Source organism: Hydrogenophaga sp., from assembly GCF_018780385.1.
Lineage (GTDB): Bacteria > Pseudomonadota > Gammaproteobacteria > Burkholderiales > Burkholderiaceae_C > Hydrogenophaga.
Genome location: NZ_JADMJO010000003.1, coordinates 701,906 through 716,644, shown reverse-complemented (window position 1 = coordinate 716,644; position 14,739 = coordinate 701,906). Strand labels below are relative to the sequence as shown.

The 14,739-nt window shown below is 69.3% G+C and carries 10 protein-coding genes; 6 read left to right on the top strand and 4 right to left on the bottom strand.

Translation table 11 applies throughout. The features are described 5' to 3' along the window. Positions 1-120: 120 nt before the first annotated feature. The 3 genes from IV113_RS03890 to mutS form a co-directional block, all read right to left on the bottom strand. Positions 121-975 carry an alpha/beta hydrolase gene (locus tag IV113_RS03890; RefSeq protein WP_291080990.1) on the bottom strand — a complete coding sequence of 285 codons (855 nt, stop codon included), beginning with the start codon at positions 973-975 and terminating at the stop codon, positions 121-123. A gap of 108 nt (positions 976-1,083) precedes the next feature. After that, positions 1,084-1,911: a proteasome-type protease gene (locus IV113_RS03885; protein WP_291080987.1), complete on the bottom strand. Its 828-nt coding sequence runs from the start codon at positions 1,909-1,911 to the stop codon at positions 1,084-1,086. Continuing rightward, positions 1,908-4,556 (bottom strand): DNA mismatch repair protein MutS, encoded by a 2,649-nt coding sequence (gene mutS, locus IV113_RS03880; protein WP_291080985.1) that lies wholly within the window; start codon positions 4,554-4,556, stop codon positions 1,908-1,910. The genes IV113_RS03885 and mutS overlap by 4 nt, the downstream gene beginning before the upstream one ends. A gap of 171 nt (positions 4,557-4,727) precedes the next feature. Between mutS and IV113_RS03875 the strand changes: the two genes are divergently transcribed. From IV113_RS03875 to IV113_RS03855, 5 genes are read left to right on the top strand one after another with little or no spacing between them, the layout of a single operon-like run. Next, complete coding sequence (locus IV113_RS03875; protein ID WP_291080983.1) at positions 4,728-5,825, top strand: CaiB/BaiF CoA-transferase family protein; 1,098 nt, start codon at positions 4,728-4,730, stop codon at positions 5,823-5,825. A 27-nt stretch (positions 5,826-5,852) separates the two neighbouring features. Continuing rightward, positions 5,853-7,001, top strand: a complete 1,149-nt coding sequence (locus IV113_RS03870; protein WP_291080981.1) for an acyl-CoA dehydrogenase family protein — start codon at positions 5,853-5,855, stop codon at positions 6,999-7,001. Positions 7,002-7,021: 20 nt separating this feature from the next. Further along, positions 7,022-7,819, top strand: a complete 798-nt coding sequence (locus tag IV113_RS03865; protein ID WP_291080979.1) for an enoyl-CoA hydratase-related protein — start codon at positions 7,022-7,024, stop codon at positions 7,817-7,819. Positions 7,820-7,844: 25 nt separating this feature from the next. Beyond that, a complete protein-coding gene (locus IV113_RS03860) occupies positions 7,845-8,744 on the top strand; it encodes an SDR family oxidoreductase (protein WP_291080977.1) in 900 nt (299 codons plus the stop codon). After that, a complete protein-coding gene (locus tag IV113_RS03855; protein WP_291080975.1) occupies positions 8,737-9,564 on the top strand; it encodes a crotonase/enoyl-CoA hydratase family protein in 828 nt (275 codons plus the stop codon). The genes IV113_RS03860 and IV113_RS03855 overlap by 8 nt, the downstream gene beginning before the upstream one ends. 6 nt (positions 9,565-9,570) lie before the next feature. Here the strand turns inward: IV113_RS03855 and IV113_RS03850 are convergent, their stop codons facing one another. Continuing rightward, positions 9,571-12,288 carry a LuxR C-terminal-related transcriptional regulator gene (locus tag IV113_RS03850; RefSeq protein ID WP_291080973.1) on the bottom strand — a complete coding sequence of 906 codons (2,718 nt, stop codon included), beginning with the start codon at positions 12,286-12,288 and terminating at the stop codon, positions 9,571-9,573. A 261-nt stretch (positions 12,289-12,549) separates the two neighbouring features. On the opposite strand from IV113_RS03850, the gene fadB reads away from it, so the two are divergent. Continuing rightward, positions 12,550-14,706 (top strand): fatty acid oxidation complex subunit alpha FadB, encoded by a 2,157-nt coding sequence (gene fadB / locus IV113_RS03845; protein ID WP_291080971.1) that lies wholly within the window; start codon positions 12,550-12,552, stop codon positions 14,704-14,706. Positions 14,707-14,739: the final 33 nt, after the last annotated feature.

Genomic DNA, 14,739 nt, shown 5'->3' with positions numbered 1-14,739 from the left:
CTCGCGTGAGAGAGGTGTCAGGAGCACGGCTGCAATATTGATGTATTGGAATATTTGTGTGCCTTGCAGTTATACCGGAGCTCAAGGCCCAAGATGCTTGGGATCGGCCCTTGGGTGGCGTCAGCGGCGTGTTGGAGCCGACAGCGCGACCAAAACCTGGTCGATGGCGGCGGCTGTGTCCAGCGGCTGCTCCATCGGGAACAGGTGGCTGCCTTCGATCATGGCCATGCGCTCGGGGTGGTCACGGCCGACCAGCCGGTGGGTCATGGCCATGCCGACCTGTTTCATCTCCAGCGAGCGTGTCCCGCCGATGAAGCCGACCGGGCAGGTCAGCGGGTGGCGGCGCAGCAACCGGTCCAGGTTGTGGGGCAGGGTGTTGTAGATCGCGGTTTCCACTTCGCGGGTGAAGTCCAGCGTGCGGTGCTGTGCTCCGTGCGCATCGGTCTCAACGTGTGTGCCGTGCGCGATGTAATCCTGCAGCACCTGCGGCTCCCAGGCAGCAAAGGCCTTTTTGCTGGCGAAATGAGCCAGCGCGGCGTCGGCATCGGGCCAGGTGTGGCGCCGGCGGCGGCTCACCTTGCCGGGAGAAACCGATCCCACCAGCTGGGTGCGTTTGATCAGCTCCAGCGTGCGGGCGCGCCAGCCACCGAGCACGGGCGAGTCGATCAGCAACACACCCCGCACCGCGTGTCCGCCCAGCTGGGGGTGGCGCGCGGCGCACATCAGGCTCAGGAAACCACCCAGCGAATGCCCCACCAGCCAGGCGCCGCCGCCGTGCGCCTCGATCTCGGGCGCGGCGAAGTCGGCGAGCTGCTGCACCAGGTGCGGCCAGTTGCTGGTGACGGGGTACTTCGGATCGTGTCCAAACTTGTCGATCGCCCGCACCGCATGGCCGCGGGCGCGCAGGGACTTGAAGAGGACGCGGTAGGTGCTGGCGGGGAAGCTGTTGGCGTGCGAAAAGATGATCAGTGACATGGATTCAGCGCAGCCATACAGAGGGACCGCCGCCGGGCCGCCCCAAGGCGGGCCAGCCCCCTTGGGGGGCAGCGACCCGCGCAGCGGTGGAGCGTGGGGGCAACTTGTTCAGATCAGCTTTTCCCTGGCATTGCTGATTTTCCTCAGCGGCTGGTTGCGCGCACCAGTGCTCAGCAGCGGCACATCGGTGTGGGCGTCGTCCCAGGTCGGGTCTTCGATGCTGTCGAACACCTCGCGCAGCTTCTGGCCCCAGGTGTTGTGCAGCATGCGGAAGTAAGGGTTGTCGTTGTCGATGCAGGTGATCTTGTCGGACTGCAACTGGTTGGCCTCGTACACCACCAGGTCCAGCGGCAGGCCCACCGACAGGTTGGACTTGAGGGTGGAGTCCATGGACACCAGCACGCACTTGGCGGCCTCGTCCAACGGGGTGTCGGGGGCGATCACGCGGTCGAGCACGGGCTTGCCGTACTTGGACTCACCGACCTGGAAGAACGGCGTCTCGGACGTGGCTTCGATGAAGTTGCCGGCCGAATAGACCTGGAACAGGCGCATGCCTTCGCCCTGGATCTGGCCACCGAAGATCATCGACACGTTGAATTCGACGCCCGCGCGCTGCAACGACTCGCCGTCGCGCTCGTACACATGGCGCACGGCGGCGCCCAGCACGCGCGCCGCGTCAAACATGCTCCTGGCATTCCAGATCGTGATCGGCTCGCCGCCGTCCACGTCTTCCAGCTGCTCGACCTGCAGGATCTCGCGCACCGACTGCGAGACGCTCAGATTGCCCGCCGAGAGCAGGCACATGAAGCGGTCGCCCGGCTTTTCGTACACGATCATTTTGCGGAAGGTGCTGATCTGGTCCAGGCCGGCGTTGGTGCGCGAGTCGGACAGGAAGACCATGCCGGCGTTGAGCTTGACAGCGACGCAGTAAGTCATGATGAAGCGATGAGTTTTTTCAGGATGTAGAGCTGTTCCAGCGCTTCGCGCGGGCTCAGGGTGTCGGGGTCGATGCGCTCCAGTGCGGTCTGCAGCGGGTGGGCGTCGGCCTCCAGTGTCGCAGGTGGTGGCGCAAACAGGTCGACCTGGCTGCGGCTTTCCTCGCTCTGGGCCTCCAGCGCGGCCAGCGCGTGCCGCGCGTGCTGCACCACGCCGGCGGGAACACCGGCCAGCCGCGCCACCTGGATGCCGTAGCTGCGGCTGGCCGGACCGGGCTCGATCTGGTGCAGGAACACGATGCCGCCGGCCTTGCCGCCAGCTTCCACCGCGCTCACATGCACGTTCACCGCCGCATGGTGGCCGGCCGGGAACTCGGTGAGCTCGAAATAGTGCGTGGCAAACAGCGTGAAGGCGCGCGACTTGTCGTGCAGGTGGGTGGCGATGCCGCCGGCCAGCGCCAGACCGTCGAAGGTGGAGGTGCCGCGGCCGATCTCGTCCATCAGCACCAGGCTCTCGGGTGTGGCGGCGTGCAGGATCTGCGCGGCCTCGGTCATCTCCACCATGAAGGTGGACTGCGCGTTGGCCAGGTCGTCGGCCGCGCCGATGCGGGTGTGGATGGCGTCGATCGGGCCGAGCCGGCAGGAGACCGCGGGCACAAAGCTGCCCATGCTGGCGAGCAGCACGATCACGGCCACCTGGCGCATGTAGGTGCTCTTGCCGCCCATGTTGGGGCCGGTGATGACCTGCATGCGCTGTTTGGGTCCGAGCACCGTGTCGTTGGCGATGAAGCTGCCGCCGCTGGTTTCGTTGAGCCGCGCTTCCACCACCGGGTGGCGCCCGCCGCGGATGTCGATGCAAGGCTCGGGCACGAACTGTGGCGCGCACCAATTGAGCGTGAGCGATCGTTCGGCCAGCGCGCACAGCGCATCGAGCGCGGCCATGGCGCGCGCCAGCTGCGTGAGCGGGGCAATCCAGGCCTGCAACTCGTCGAGCAGGTGGTCGTACAGCCACTTTTCGCGCGCCAGCGCCCGGTCCTGCGCGGACAGCGCCTTGTCTTCAAACGCCTTGAGTTCGGGTGTGATGAAACGCTCGGCGTTCTTCAGCGTCTGGCGGCGGCGGTAGTCGTCGGGCACCTTGGACGCCTGGCCCTGCGTGACCTCGATGTAGAAACCGTGCACCTTGTTGAACTGCACGCGCAGGTTGGTGATGCCGGTGCGCGCGCGCTCGCGCTGCTCCAGCTCGATCAGGAAACTGTCGCAGTTGTTCTGGATCGCGCGCAGCTCGTCCAGGTCGGCATCGAAGCCGTCGGCGATCACGCCACCGTCCCGGATCAGGGCGGCCGGCTCCGCGAGCAGGGCGGCGCGCAGCAGCTCCGCGCAACCCTCGGGGGGCGTGAGGTGCTGGCCGATGCCGTGCAGCAGGCCCCCGGCCTCATGCGCCCCCAGCTGATTCGCCAGTTGCTTTGCGCGTTCCAAGGTCTGGCCCAGACCCACCAGCTCGCGTGGCTTCACCTGACGCAGGGCGGTGCGAGCGGTGATGCGCTCCACGTCGCTGGCGCCCTTGAGGGAGGCGCGCAGGCTTTGCCACAGGCCGCCGCGCAGGGTGCCGATGGCCGCCTGCCGGGCGCGCGCCTGCGCGCGGTCGCGCCGGGGCTCCAGCAGCCAGCTGCGCAGCGCGCGGCTGCCCATGCCGGTGCAGCACACATCGAGCAGGGAAAACAGCGTGGGACTGGTCTCGCCGCGCAGGGTCAGCGTGAGTTCGAGGTTGCGGCGGGTGTTCAGCGGCAGGTCGATCAACTCGCCGCTGCGCGCGACCTGCAGGCTCTTCACATGGCTGAGCGCGCGGCCCTGCGTGTGCTCGGCGTAGTTGAGCAGCGCGGAGGCGGCGGCGTGGGCGTCGCCCAGGTCTTGCGCGTCCCAGGCGGCGAGGCTCGCCGCCTGCAACTGCTCCAGCAGCTTGCGCTGGCCCAGGCCCGCGTCAAACGCCCAGGCCGGGCGCAGCACCGCGACCAGGCGTTGCCCGTTGGTCTGGCTGGCCAGGGCCTGCACGGTCTTCTCGAACGCGGTGGACGTGTCGGCGCTGTAGAGCAGTTCACCGGGGTTGACGCGCGCCACCCAGTCGGCGAGTTCGTCACTGGCGCACTGGGCGAGAAACACGATGCCCTGCGTGACCGACATCCAGGCCAGGCCGCAGCCGGTGCGCGCGCCGGGGTGCACGGCCATCAGCACCGCCTCGGTCTTGTCGGACAGCAGCTCGCTGTCGGTCAAGGTGCCGGGCGTGACCACGCGCACCACCTTGCGTTCCACCGGCCCTTTGGCCGTGGCCACGTCGCCCACCTGCTCGCAGATGGCCACCGATTCGCCCAGCTTGATCAGGCGTGCCAGATACGTGTCGACGGAATGAAAGGGTACGCCGGCCATCACCACCGGCTGGCCGCCCGACTGGCCGCGCTGGGTGAGGGTGATGTCGAGCAGGCGCGCGGCCTTCTCGGCGTCGCCGAAGAACACCTCGTAGAAATCACCCATGCGGTAGAACAGCAGCGTGTTCGGATACCCGGCCTTCAGGCCGAAGTACTGCTGCATCATGGGGGTGTGCTGCTCAAGCCCTTGGGCGCTCACAGCGCCTTTGGAAAAATCGTTTTTCATCAATGACTTGCGTCGGTTTCGGACTTGCTTGTGACGTCATGATCTTAGGGGATTGTCGATCCCCACCCTCCCTCTCCCCCGAGTTCGTCCATTTGGACGATGCCAAGCTGTCCCCCGGCCGGCAAGATGGTCCGATAGGGCACTGGTCGGTGCCGACTCGGGATCACGAACATGGCTGGACCTCTTGCGGGACTCAGGATCGTTGAAATGGCGGGCATCGGACCGGGCCCCTTCTGTGCCATGGTGTTGGCGGACCTGGGCGCCGAGGTCGTCCGGGTGGCGCGCCCCGGCACGGCGCACGATCCGAACGACGTGCTCGCGCGCGGTCGCACCGTGCTGCACCTCGACCTGCGCGACCCGGCCTCGGTGCAGCAGGTGCTCGCGCTGGTGGAGCACGCCGACGCGCTGATCGAAGGCTACCGCCCCGGCGTGATGGAGCGCCTTGGCCTGGGGCCGGACGTGTGCCTGGCGCGCCAGCCCCGGCTGGTCTACGGGCGCATGACCGGCTGGGGTCAGCAGGGCCCGCTGTCGCACGCGGCGGGGCACGACATCAACTACATCGCCATCAGCGGCGCGCTGCACGCCATCGGCCGCTCGGGCTCGGCACCCGTGCCACCGCTCAACTACGTGGGCGATTTCGGCGGCGGCGCCATGCTGCTCGCCTTGGGCGTGCTCAGCGCCTTGTTCGAAGCGGCGCGCTCGGGCCGCGGCCAGGTGGTCGACGCCGCCATGACCGATGGAGCGGCCCTCATGTCGGCCATGATGTACGGCATGAAGGCGGCCGGGCAGTGGAACAACCAGCGCGGCGAGAACCTGCTCGACGGTGGCGCCTTCTTCTACGACACCTACGCCTGCGCCGATGGCCGATTTGTGGCCGTGGGCGCGATCGAGCCGCAGTTCTACGCGCTGCTGCGCGAGCGCTGCGGCATCGCCGACGACCCCGCTTTTGACGCCCAGATGGACCGCGATGCCTGGCCCTTGCTCAAGCTGCGCCTGGCCGAGGTCTTCCGCACCCGCACGCGCGACGAGTGGTGCCAGCTGCTGGAAGGCAGCGACGCCTGCTTCGCCCCGGTGCTCGACTGGGACGAAGCGCCGCTGCACCCGCACAACCAGGCGCGCCAGACCTTCTGCGAGCTCGAGGGTGTGCTGCAGCCCGCGCCCGCGCCGCGCTTTGCGCGCACGCCACCGGGCGCACCTGTGAGCAGCAGCACCGCCACAGCCGACGCCGTCTTGCAGCGCTGGGGCCAGCCCGTGTTGGCCCCTGCCTGAGCCCCACATCCACCGAACAGGAACACCATGGCCCTGCAATTCCGCCGCTCCTGGAGCGACCCCGACCTCGACCAGTACCGCGACACCGTGGTGCGCTTCATCGAGGAAGAAATGCAACCCGCCGACGAGGCCGCGCGCCACCGTGGCCACGTGGGCCACGAGCTCTGGCGCAAGGCCGGCCAGACCGGCTTGCTGTGCACCGACATCCCCGAACAATGGGGCGGCGCGGGTGGCGACTTCCGCCACGAGGCGGTGTTCTACGAAGAGATGGCGCGCCGCAGCCTCACCGGCATGAACGCCTCGGTACACACCATCGTGGCGCACTACCTGCTCAACCACGGCACCGACGAGCAGCGCCAGCGCTACCTGCCGCGCATGATCAGCGGCGAGTGCGTGGGCGCGATCGCCATGACCGAACCCGGCACAGGCTCCGACCTGCAGGGTATCCGTGCGCGCGCCGAGCGCAAGGGCGACGGCTACGTCATCAACGGCTCGAAGACCTTCATCTCCAACGGCTTCCTCGCCGGCCTGGTGCTGGTGGTGGTGAAGACCGACCCCACGCAGGGCGCACGCGGCACATCGATCTTCATCGTCGAGACCGCCGACTGCCCCGGCTACCGCGTGGGTCGGGTGCTCGACAAGATGGGCCTGAAGGCGCAGGACACCTCCGAGCTGTTCTTCGACGACGTGGCCGTCGGCCCCGAGCAACTGCTTGGCGGGCGCGAAGGGCAGGGCTTCTTCCAGCTCATGGCCGACCTGCCTTACGAGCGCCTGATCATCGGCGTGACCGCGCTCGCCGCCATGGAAGGCGCCTACCACGCCACGCTGGACTACGTGCGCGAGCGCAAGGCCTTCGGCCAGACCGTGGCCGACTTCCAGAACACCCGTTTCAAGCTGGCCGAGATCGCCACCGAGATCACCGTGGGCCGCGCCTTCGTGGACCGCTGCGTGGAAGACCTGGTGGCCGGCCGGCTCGACACCGCCACCGCGTCCATGGCCAAGCTCTGGGGCTCCGAGGCGCAGGGCCGCGTGGTGGACGCCTGCGTGCAGTTGTTTGGCGGCTACGGTTACATGAACGAATACCTGATCGCGCGCATGTACACCGACGCTCGCATCCAGCGCATCTACGGCGGTACCAGCGAGATCATGAAGGAAGTGATCTCGCGCGCGCTCTGAATTCACCCGAAGGAGTCTCCATGTCGGAAGACAACATCCTGCAGATCGAAGAGGCGGGCGGCATTGCGCGCGTCACGCTCAACCGCCCGCACCGGCTCAACGCCCTCAACCCAGCGCTGGCCACCGCGCTGCGCGAGTACTTCCAGGGCCTGCAGCGCCGCCTTGATGTGCGCGTGGTGATCCTCCAGGCCGCTGGTGCGCAGTTCTGCGCCGGGCTTGATCTGAAAGAGCAGGAGCCCGGTGAAGACATAGGCGCCGAGGCCATGATGGCCGTGCAGCACAGCATCCGCGACATCATGATCGCCATGCGGCGCTGCCCGCAGCCCGTCATCGGCGTGATTCAGGGTGCGGCCAGCGGTGGCGGCTTCGCGCTCGCGCTGGCCTGCGACGTGCGCCTGGCCACGCCCGATGCGCGCATGAACGCCAGCTTCATCCGCATCGGCCTCACCGGCTGCGACATGGGCGTGAGCTACTTCCTGCCGCGCATGGTGGGCAGCTCGGTGGCCGCCGAATACCTGCTCACCGGCCGCTTCATGAACGCGCAGCGCGCGCTCAGCCTGGGCCTGTTCAGCCAGGTCGCGCCGCTGGCCGAGTTGCAGGCCGAGGCGCAGGCGCTCGCCGACGACATGCTGCGCACCACGCCGCTGGGCCTGCGCCTGACCAAGGAAGGCCTGGGCCACGCGATCGACGCCGGCGGCCTGGAGGCAGTGATCGCGATGGAAGACCGCCAGCAGGTGCTGTGCACCCAGAGCGGCGACTTCCGCGAGGGCATGGCAGCCTTCCTCGAAAAACGCGCACCGATCTACCGCAACACCTGAACGACAACCACCACGGAGACAAGCCATGACACTCGACGACCTGATCTACAAACCCGGCCTGCTGAAAGGTGGCCGCATCCTCGTCACCGGTGGTGGCAGCGGCCTGGGCCGCGTCATGAGCGAAGCCCTGCTCATGCTCGGCGCCACGGTCTACATCTGCGGGCGGCGCGGCCCGGTGGTCGAGCAGACCGCAGAAGAGCTGATGGCCGCGCACCCCCAGAGCGGCGGGCGCGTGGTGCCGCTGGTGTGCGACATCCGCGACGACGCGGCCATCCTCGGCATGCTCGACGCCATCTGGGCCGACGGCGGCGCGCTCACCGGCCTGATCAACAACGCGGCGGGCAACTTCGTCAGCCGCACCGAAGACCTGTCGGCGCGCGCCTTCGATGCGATCGCCAACATCGTCTTTCGCGGCAGCTTCTACACCACGCTGGAATGCGGCAAGCGCTGGCTGGCCGAGGGCCGCAAGGCCTCGGTGGTCTCCATCCTCACCACCTGGGTCTGGAACGGCTCGCCCTACACCGTGCCCTCGGCCATGTCCAAGGCCGGCCTGCACGCCATGACGCAGTCGCTCGCGGTGGAATGGGGCGGGCGCGGCATCCGCTTCAACGCCATTGCGCCGGGTCTGTTCCCCACCGAAGGCATGAGCGCGCGCCTGAACCCCGGCGGTGGCGAGCACAAGGTCGAAGGCAATCCGATGGGGCGCAACGGCCAGATGCCCGAGCTCGCCAACCTCGCGGTTTTCCTCATGGGACCGGGCTCCGAGTACCTCACCGGCCAGACCATCGCCATCGACGGTGGCCAATACCAGGCCACGGGCGGCAACTTCGCCAGCCTGGCCAGCTGGACCGACGACGACTGGCAGCGCGCGCGCACGAACATCCAGCGCCGCAACGCCGCCGACAAGCAGCAGCGCGATGTCTGAGCAGCGTTTTGCTGACCGCGTGGCGGTGCGCCTGGGCAGCGACGGCGTGGCCGAGGTCTGCCTCAGCCGTGCCGACAAGATGAACGCGCTCGACGCCGCCATGTTCGACGGTCTGCTGCTCGCCGGTGAACACCTGCGCCAGGCCAGCGACCTGCGCGCCGTGGTGCTGCACGGCGAAGGCCGCGCCTTCTGCGCCGGGCTCGACATGGCCAGCTTCGGCCGCATGGCCCAGGGCCAGAGCGTGGGCGACGACCTGGCCGATCTGGTCACGCGCACGCACGGCCTGGCCAACCGCGCGCAGCAGGTGGCCTGGCAATGGCACGAACTCACGGTGCCGGTGGTGGCCGCGGTGCACGGCGTGGCCTTTGGCGGCGGCCTGCAGCTCGCACTGGGGGCGGACATCCGCTGCGTCGCACCCGATGCGCGCCTCTCCGTGCTGGAGATGCAATGGGGCCTGGTGCCCGACATGGCCGGCATGGCGCTGCTGCGCGAACTGGTGCGCGCCGACGTGGCCCGCGAGCTGATCTACAGCGCACGCGTGCTCGGTGGCGAAGAAGCCTGCCGCATCGGCCTGGCCACTTTGCTGGCGGCCGACCCGCTGGCGCGAGCGCGCGAGTTCGCGCGGGATGTGGCGCAGCGCAACCCCGATGCGGTGCGCGCGGCCAAGCGCCTGCTGAAGGCCTCCCCGGACGCCGATGCGGCAAGCCTGCTGCGCGCCGAATCCGTCGAGCAGCAGGCGCTCATCGGCAGCCCCAACCAGCGCGAGGCCGTGGCCGCCGCGCTGGCCAAACGCCCGCCGGTGTTCAGCCCACCGGCCTGAGCGCCTTCAGGTCACGAGCCCGAGGCGGCGCGCGATGGCCACCGCCTGCGTGCGGCTGTGCGCGCCCAGCTTCATGTTGATGTTGCGCAGGTGGGTGCGCACCGTGCTGTCCGACACGTAGAGCTTCTCGGCCATCGCGCTGTTCGAATAGCCTTCCACCAGCAGTTCCAGCACGCGGATTTCCTTGCGCGTGAGCGGCTCCAGCGCGCCACCGGGCAGATCGCCCGTGGGCTCGGCGTCCGAGGGCAGGGGGCCGAAGGCCTGCAGCAGGCGCTGCAGGTAGTCGCCCATCAGCGGGTCGCGCGCCTGGCCGCTGTCGTGCAGGGCCTGGTAGCGCTGCACCAGCGCGCCGATGGCCGGGCCCTCGTCGAGCACCAGCCGCATGAAGCCCTCCTGGCAGGCGAACTGCAGCGCGCCGCCCACCTGCGCCACCGCGCCCGGTGTGTCGCCGGTGCGCTGCAGGGCGAGCGCGCGCAGCAGGCGCAGCGCGAGCAGGCGGCGGTGCCGCATGCCCTTGGTCGCGGCCTGGATCTGCGCGTCCAGCCGCGGCAGGCAGGCGAGCGCGTCGCCGCAGACGATGTCCCAGCGCAGGCGCGCCAGCGCCATGTATTCGATGTCGTGCGCCAGCAGGCGCTGGTGCTGCTCGCGGTCCCACAGCGTGGGGTCGTCGGCGCGCACCAGTTCGTCGTGCGCCGCCGCGCCGTGGCCCTGCAGCAGCAGCAGGCGCGCGCGTTCGAGCTTGGCCGCGGCCACCACACGCGGCAGCTTGCGCTGGTTGCCCAGGTACTCCAGCTCGGTCAGCGCGAGCGAGGCCGCGTCCACGTCGCCGTTGATGAAGGCAATTCGCGAGCGCATCGCGTGGCTCACGATCATGTGGTCGGGCAGGCCCACGTCGCGCGCCAGCGGCAGGTACACGTTGAGCAGGTGGTCGGCCTGCGCGATCTGGTTGGCCTCGTAGACCACGCTGGTGTAGAACACGCCGGCCCAGGCGTTGCCGTGGGTGTGGTGGTAGTTCACCGCGTGCGTGGCGTCCACCGCGAGGCGGAAACGCGCCGTGGCCTGGCGCAGCCGGCCCTGCTGCAGATCGAGCAGGCCCTCGGTGGATTCGTTGTACATGCGGTTGAAGGTGCTGCCGCCCTGTTCGCGCCGCGCCGCGTCGAGCAGCTGCTGCGCCTCGCGCGGCTGGCCCGCCACCGCGGTGATGTGCGCCATCGCGTTGAGCAGGGTGCTGTCGGCGAAGTGGTTGCCGGTGGGCAGGCGTCGCAGCGATTCGCGGCCGTTGGCCAGCGCCTCTTCGTTGCGGTCCTGCATGGCCAGCAGCATCGGGCGCAGGCCGGCTGCGTGCGCGCGCAGGTGCGGGTCGTCGCTGGCGTCGGCGCCGCTGCGCTCCAGCATGTCCATGGCTTCCCACGGCCCGCGCGTGAAGCAGGTCGCCCACACCGCGATCATCTGCAGCCCCGGGTGCAGGCGCAGCTGGGCTGGGGGCAGGGTGGTGAACCAGCGCGCCAGCAGGCGCATGCGGCCCTGCTCCAGGAAGGCTTCGGCGTTCGCGTCGAGCAGCTCCATGGCGTGCGGGAAATCGCCGCCCTCGATGGCGTGATCGATCGCCGGCACCGGCCGCTCCCGCGACTCGTACCAGCCCGAGGCCGCCAGGTGCAGGCGCGCCACCTCGTCGGGCCGCTCGCGTTCGAGCTGGGCGCGCAGGTAGTCGGCGAACAGGCTGTGGTAGCGCCAGGTGCGCTGCTCGCCCGCCACCGGCGTGAGAAAGAGGTGGTCGGCGTCGAGCTGTTCGAGCAGGGTCGCGCAGTCGGTCCAGGGGTTGAGCGCGGCGCACACCGAGGCGTCGAGCTGGCGCAGCAGGCTGGTGCGCAGCAGAAACTGGCGGATCGGCGCGGGCTGGCGCGCGAGCACCTCTTCGGCCAGGTAGTCGGCCACGGCGCGGTCCGAGCCCGAGAAGCGTTCCACGAAATCGGCCGCGTCGCCGCTGCGGTCCAGTGCCATCGAGGCCAGCCACAGCGCGGCGATCCATCCCTCGGTTTTCTGGTGCAGGCGAAACAGCTGGTCGGCGTTGAGCACGTGGGCGCGGCGCTGGGCGAAGAAGGTGTCTGCGTCCTGCAGCGAGAAGCGCAGGCGCTCGGCGTCGATCTCGATCAGCTGGCCGCGCACGCGCAGCCGCGCCAGGCCCAGCGGCGGCAGGCTGCGCGAGCCAATGATGAGACGGCCCCGGCGCGGCAGGTGTTCGGCGATCTCGCGCACCAGGCCCAGCACGGCGGCTTCGTGCACGGTCTCGAACTCGTCGAGGAAGAGGGCGAACGGCGCCTCGGCCTGCGCCAGCGCCTGCACCGCGTCGCGCCCGCCGGTGTCCTGCGGGTCCAGCAGACCCAAGCGTGCCACCGCTTCGTCGAGCCCGCTCAGGAAGCGCGAGGCGTCGTTGTCGGCGCGGTCCAGCGTGAGCCACACGGTGGCCACGCCCTCGCGCTCCAAGCGCTCGCGTGCCTGCACCATGGCCGTGGTCTTGCCAAAGCCGGCCGGCGCGCGCACCAGCACCAGCTGGCCTGCACCCTGGGCGATCGCGTCGCACAGGCCCTCGCGCGCCACCTGCGAGGCCACTGGTGCGGGCGCTTGGAACTTGGTCTCCAGCGTCACGGCGCCACGCGAGCGCGCACCGGGTGGGGTGGCGGGCGTGGTGGCGGGGCGGTCGGTGGCGGCGTCGGGAGAGGGCATGGGTGGGTGGCGGCAGCAGCAGCAGGGGCGACCGGCGCACGCCGGACTGTGCCAGCAAAGGCGCTGGCGCAACCCGTCTGTTTGGACGATTCGATGAGCCATTCTGCTCCGCACACTCAACGCATCGACCGCCGCGGCTGTCACCTGCTTGTCAGCCGGAATGGAGGCCTGGTTTTCGTCGCTTCGGACGATGTGCGCACCAGGGGCGCTGCCTAGACTGCGTTCACGCTCGGCGCGGTGCCGGTGCATGGGAGGCAGCCAGTGTTTCAAGGTCAAAGTGTGTGGGTGCGTGCGCTCAGTGAGCCCGGTGTGTTCGAGCTGTGTTTCGACCGCCAGGGCGATGCGATCAACAAGCTCGACGCGCGCACCATCACCGAGTTCGGCCAGGCCACGCAGCTGCTGGCCGCGCAGCCTGCGCTGAAAGGCGTGCTGGTGACCAGTGCGAAGGATGTGTTCATCGTCGGCGCCGACATCACCGAGTTCGGCCACAAGTTTCAACTGCCGGCAGAGGCCATCAGCGCCGACGTGCTGCAGAGCAACGCCATCCTCAACGGTTTCGAAGACCTGCCCGTGCCCAGCGTGGTCGCCATCAACGGCTTCGCGCTCGGCGGGGGGCTGGAGCTCACCATGGCCGGCAGCCTGCGCGTGATGTCCAGCGCGGCCAAGATCGGTGTGCCCGAGGTCAAGCTTGGCCTGTTCCCCGGCTTCGGTGGCACGGTGCGGCTCTCGCGCCTGGCCGGCCCCGCCGTGGCCTGCGACTGGGTGGGCGGCGGCCAGCCGCAATCGGCCGACACGGCGCTGGCCGTGGGCGTGGTGAACGAGGTGGCGGCGCCCGAGGCCTTGCGCGACGCCGCGCTGGCCCTGCTGCGCCGCGCCATGGCCGGCGAGGTGGACTGGGCCGCGCAGCAGCAGCGCAAGCGCGAGCCGGTGACGCTTTCGGCCGCCGAGCGCGCACCGGTGTTTGAAGCCGCGCTCGCCAAGGTGGCGCCGCTGACCGCACGCCAGCAGCCCGCCGCGCACAGTGCCATCCAGATGATGTCCGAGGCCGCCGTCCACGACCGAGCGGGCGCGCTCGCGCTCGAAGCGAAAGTGTTTGGCCAGGTGGCGCGCACGCAGGCCGCGGGTGCGCTGGTGCAGGCGTTTCTGAACGACCAGGCGATCAAGAAGGTGTTCAAGCGCCACGCCACAACCGGCACGCCGGTGCGCAGCGCGGCCGTGCTGGGCGCGGGCATCATGGGCGGCGGCATTGCCTACACCAGCGCGTTGCGCGGTGTGCCAGTGCGCATGAAAGACATCGCCCAGCCCGCGCTGGACCTGGGCATGGGCGAGGCCGCCAAGCAGCTCGCGCGGCAGGTGAAGAACGGCAAACTCAAGCAGGAGCGCGCCAACGGCGTGCTCGCGTCCATCACGCCGCAGCTCAACACCACGGGGTTGGACTCGGTGGACTGCGTGATCGAAGCCATTGTGGAAAACCTGGCCGTGAAGCAGAAGGTGCTGGCCGAGCTGGAAGACCAGGTGGCACCCACCACCGTGATCGCGTCCAACACATCGAGCCTGCGCATCGACGACATTGCGCTGCCGCTCAAGCGCCCCGAGAACTTTGTGGGCATGCACTTCTTCAACCCCGTGCACATGATGCCGCTGGTGGAGGTGATCCGCGGCAGCCGCACCAGCGAAGCGGCGGTGTCCACAGCAGTGGGCTACGCCGTGGCCATGGGCAAGACGCCCATCGTCGTGCGCGACTGCCCGGGCTTTCTGGTGAACCGCGTGCTCACCGCCTACATGCGCGGCTTTCTGCTGCTGGTGGCCGACGGCGCCGACTTCGTCCAGGTGGACCGCACCATGGAAGCCTTTGGCTGGCCCATGGGCCCGGCGTATCTGGAAGACGTGGTCGGCATGGACACCGGCAGCCACGTGAGCGACGTGATCTCGGTCGGCTACCCCGAGCGCATGCCGCGCATCGAGCGCGACGCGCTGCGCCTCATGGCAAGCGTTGGCCGCTATGGCCAGAAGAACGGCATCGGTTTCTATCGCTACGAGACGGATGCCCAAGGCAAGCCGCGCCGCTCGCCCGCGCCCGACACGCCCGCGCTGCTGGCGCGCCTGCAGCCCAACGGGCCGCGCAACTTCACCGATGCCGAGATCGTCGACCGCATGATGCTGCCCATGATCTTGGAGGCCGCGCACGCGCTGGAAGAGGGCGTGGTCGGCACACCCGCCGAGCTTGACATGGCGCTGCAACTCGGCCTGGGTTTCCCGGCCTATGCGGGTGGCCCGCTCAAGTACGCCGACTGGCTGGGCCTGGCCGAGGTGGTGGCCCGCTGCGACCGCCTGGCCCGCACGCTGGGCGCGGCCCTGCAGCCCACGGCCCGCATGCGCGCCATGGCCGCGAGCGGCGAGCGCTTCCACGCTGCCTGAACCCCTTTTCCCATTTTTTCTTCTTCTCTGGAG

Coding starts and splice junctions, on each gene's coding strand:
- IV113_RS03890 (WP_291080990.1), bottom strand. CDS start 975: ATGTCACTGATCATCTTTTCGCACGCCAACAGCTTCCCCGCCAGCACC.
- mutS (WP_291080985.1), bottom strand. CDS start 4,556: ATGAAAAACGATTTTTCCAAAGGCGCTGTGAGCGCCCAAGGGCTTGAG.
- IV113_RS03870 (WP_291080981.1), top strand. CDS start 5,853: ATGGCCCTGCAATTCCGCCGCTCCTGGAGCGACCCCGACCTCGACCAG.
- IV113_RS03875 (WP_291080983.1), top strand. CDS start 4,728: ATGGCTGGACCTCTTGCGGGACTCAGGATCGTTGAAATGGCGGGCATC.
- IV113_RS03865 (WP_291080979.1), top strand. CDS start 7,022: ATGTCGGAAGACAACATCCTGCAGATCGAAGAGGCGGGCGGCATTGCG.
- IV113_RS03860 (WP_291080977.1), top strand. CDS start 7,845: ATGACACTCGACGACCTGATCTACAAACCCGGCCTGCTGAAAGGTGGC.
- IV113_RS03855 (WP_291080975.1), top strand. CDS start 8,737: ATGTCTGAGCAGCGTTTTGCTGACCGCGTGGCGGTGCGCCTGGGCAGC.
- IV113_RS03885 (WP_291080987.1), bottom strand. CDS start 1,911: ATGACTTACTGCGTCGCTGTCAAGCTCAACGCCGGCATGGTCTTCCTG.
- IV113_RS03850 (WP_291080973.1), bottom strand. CDS start 12,288: ATGCCCTCTCCCGACGCCGCCACCGACCGCCCCGCCACCACGCCCGCC.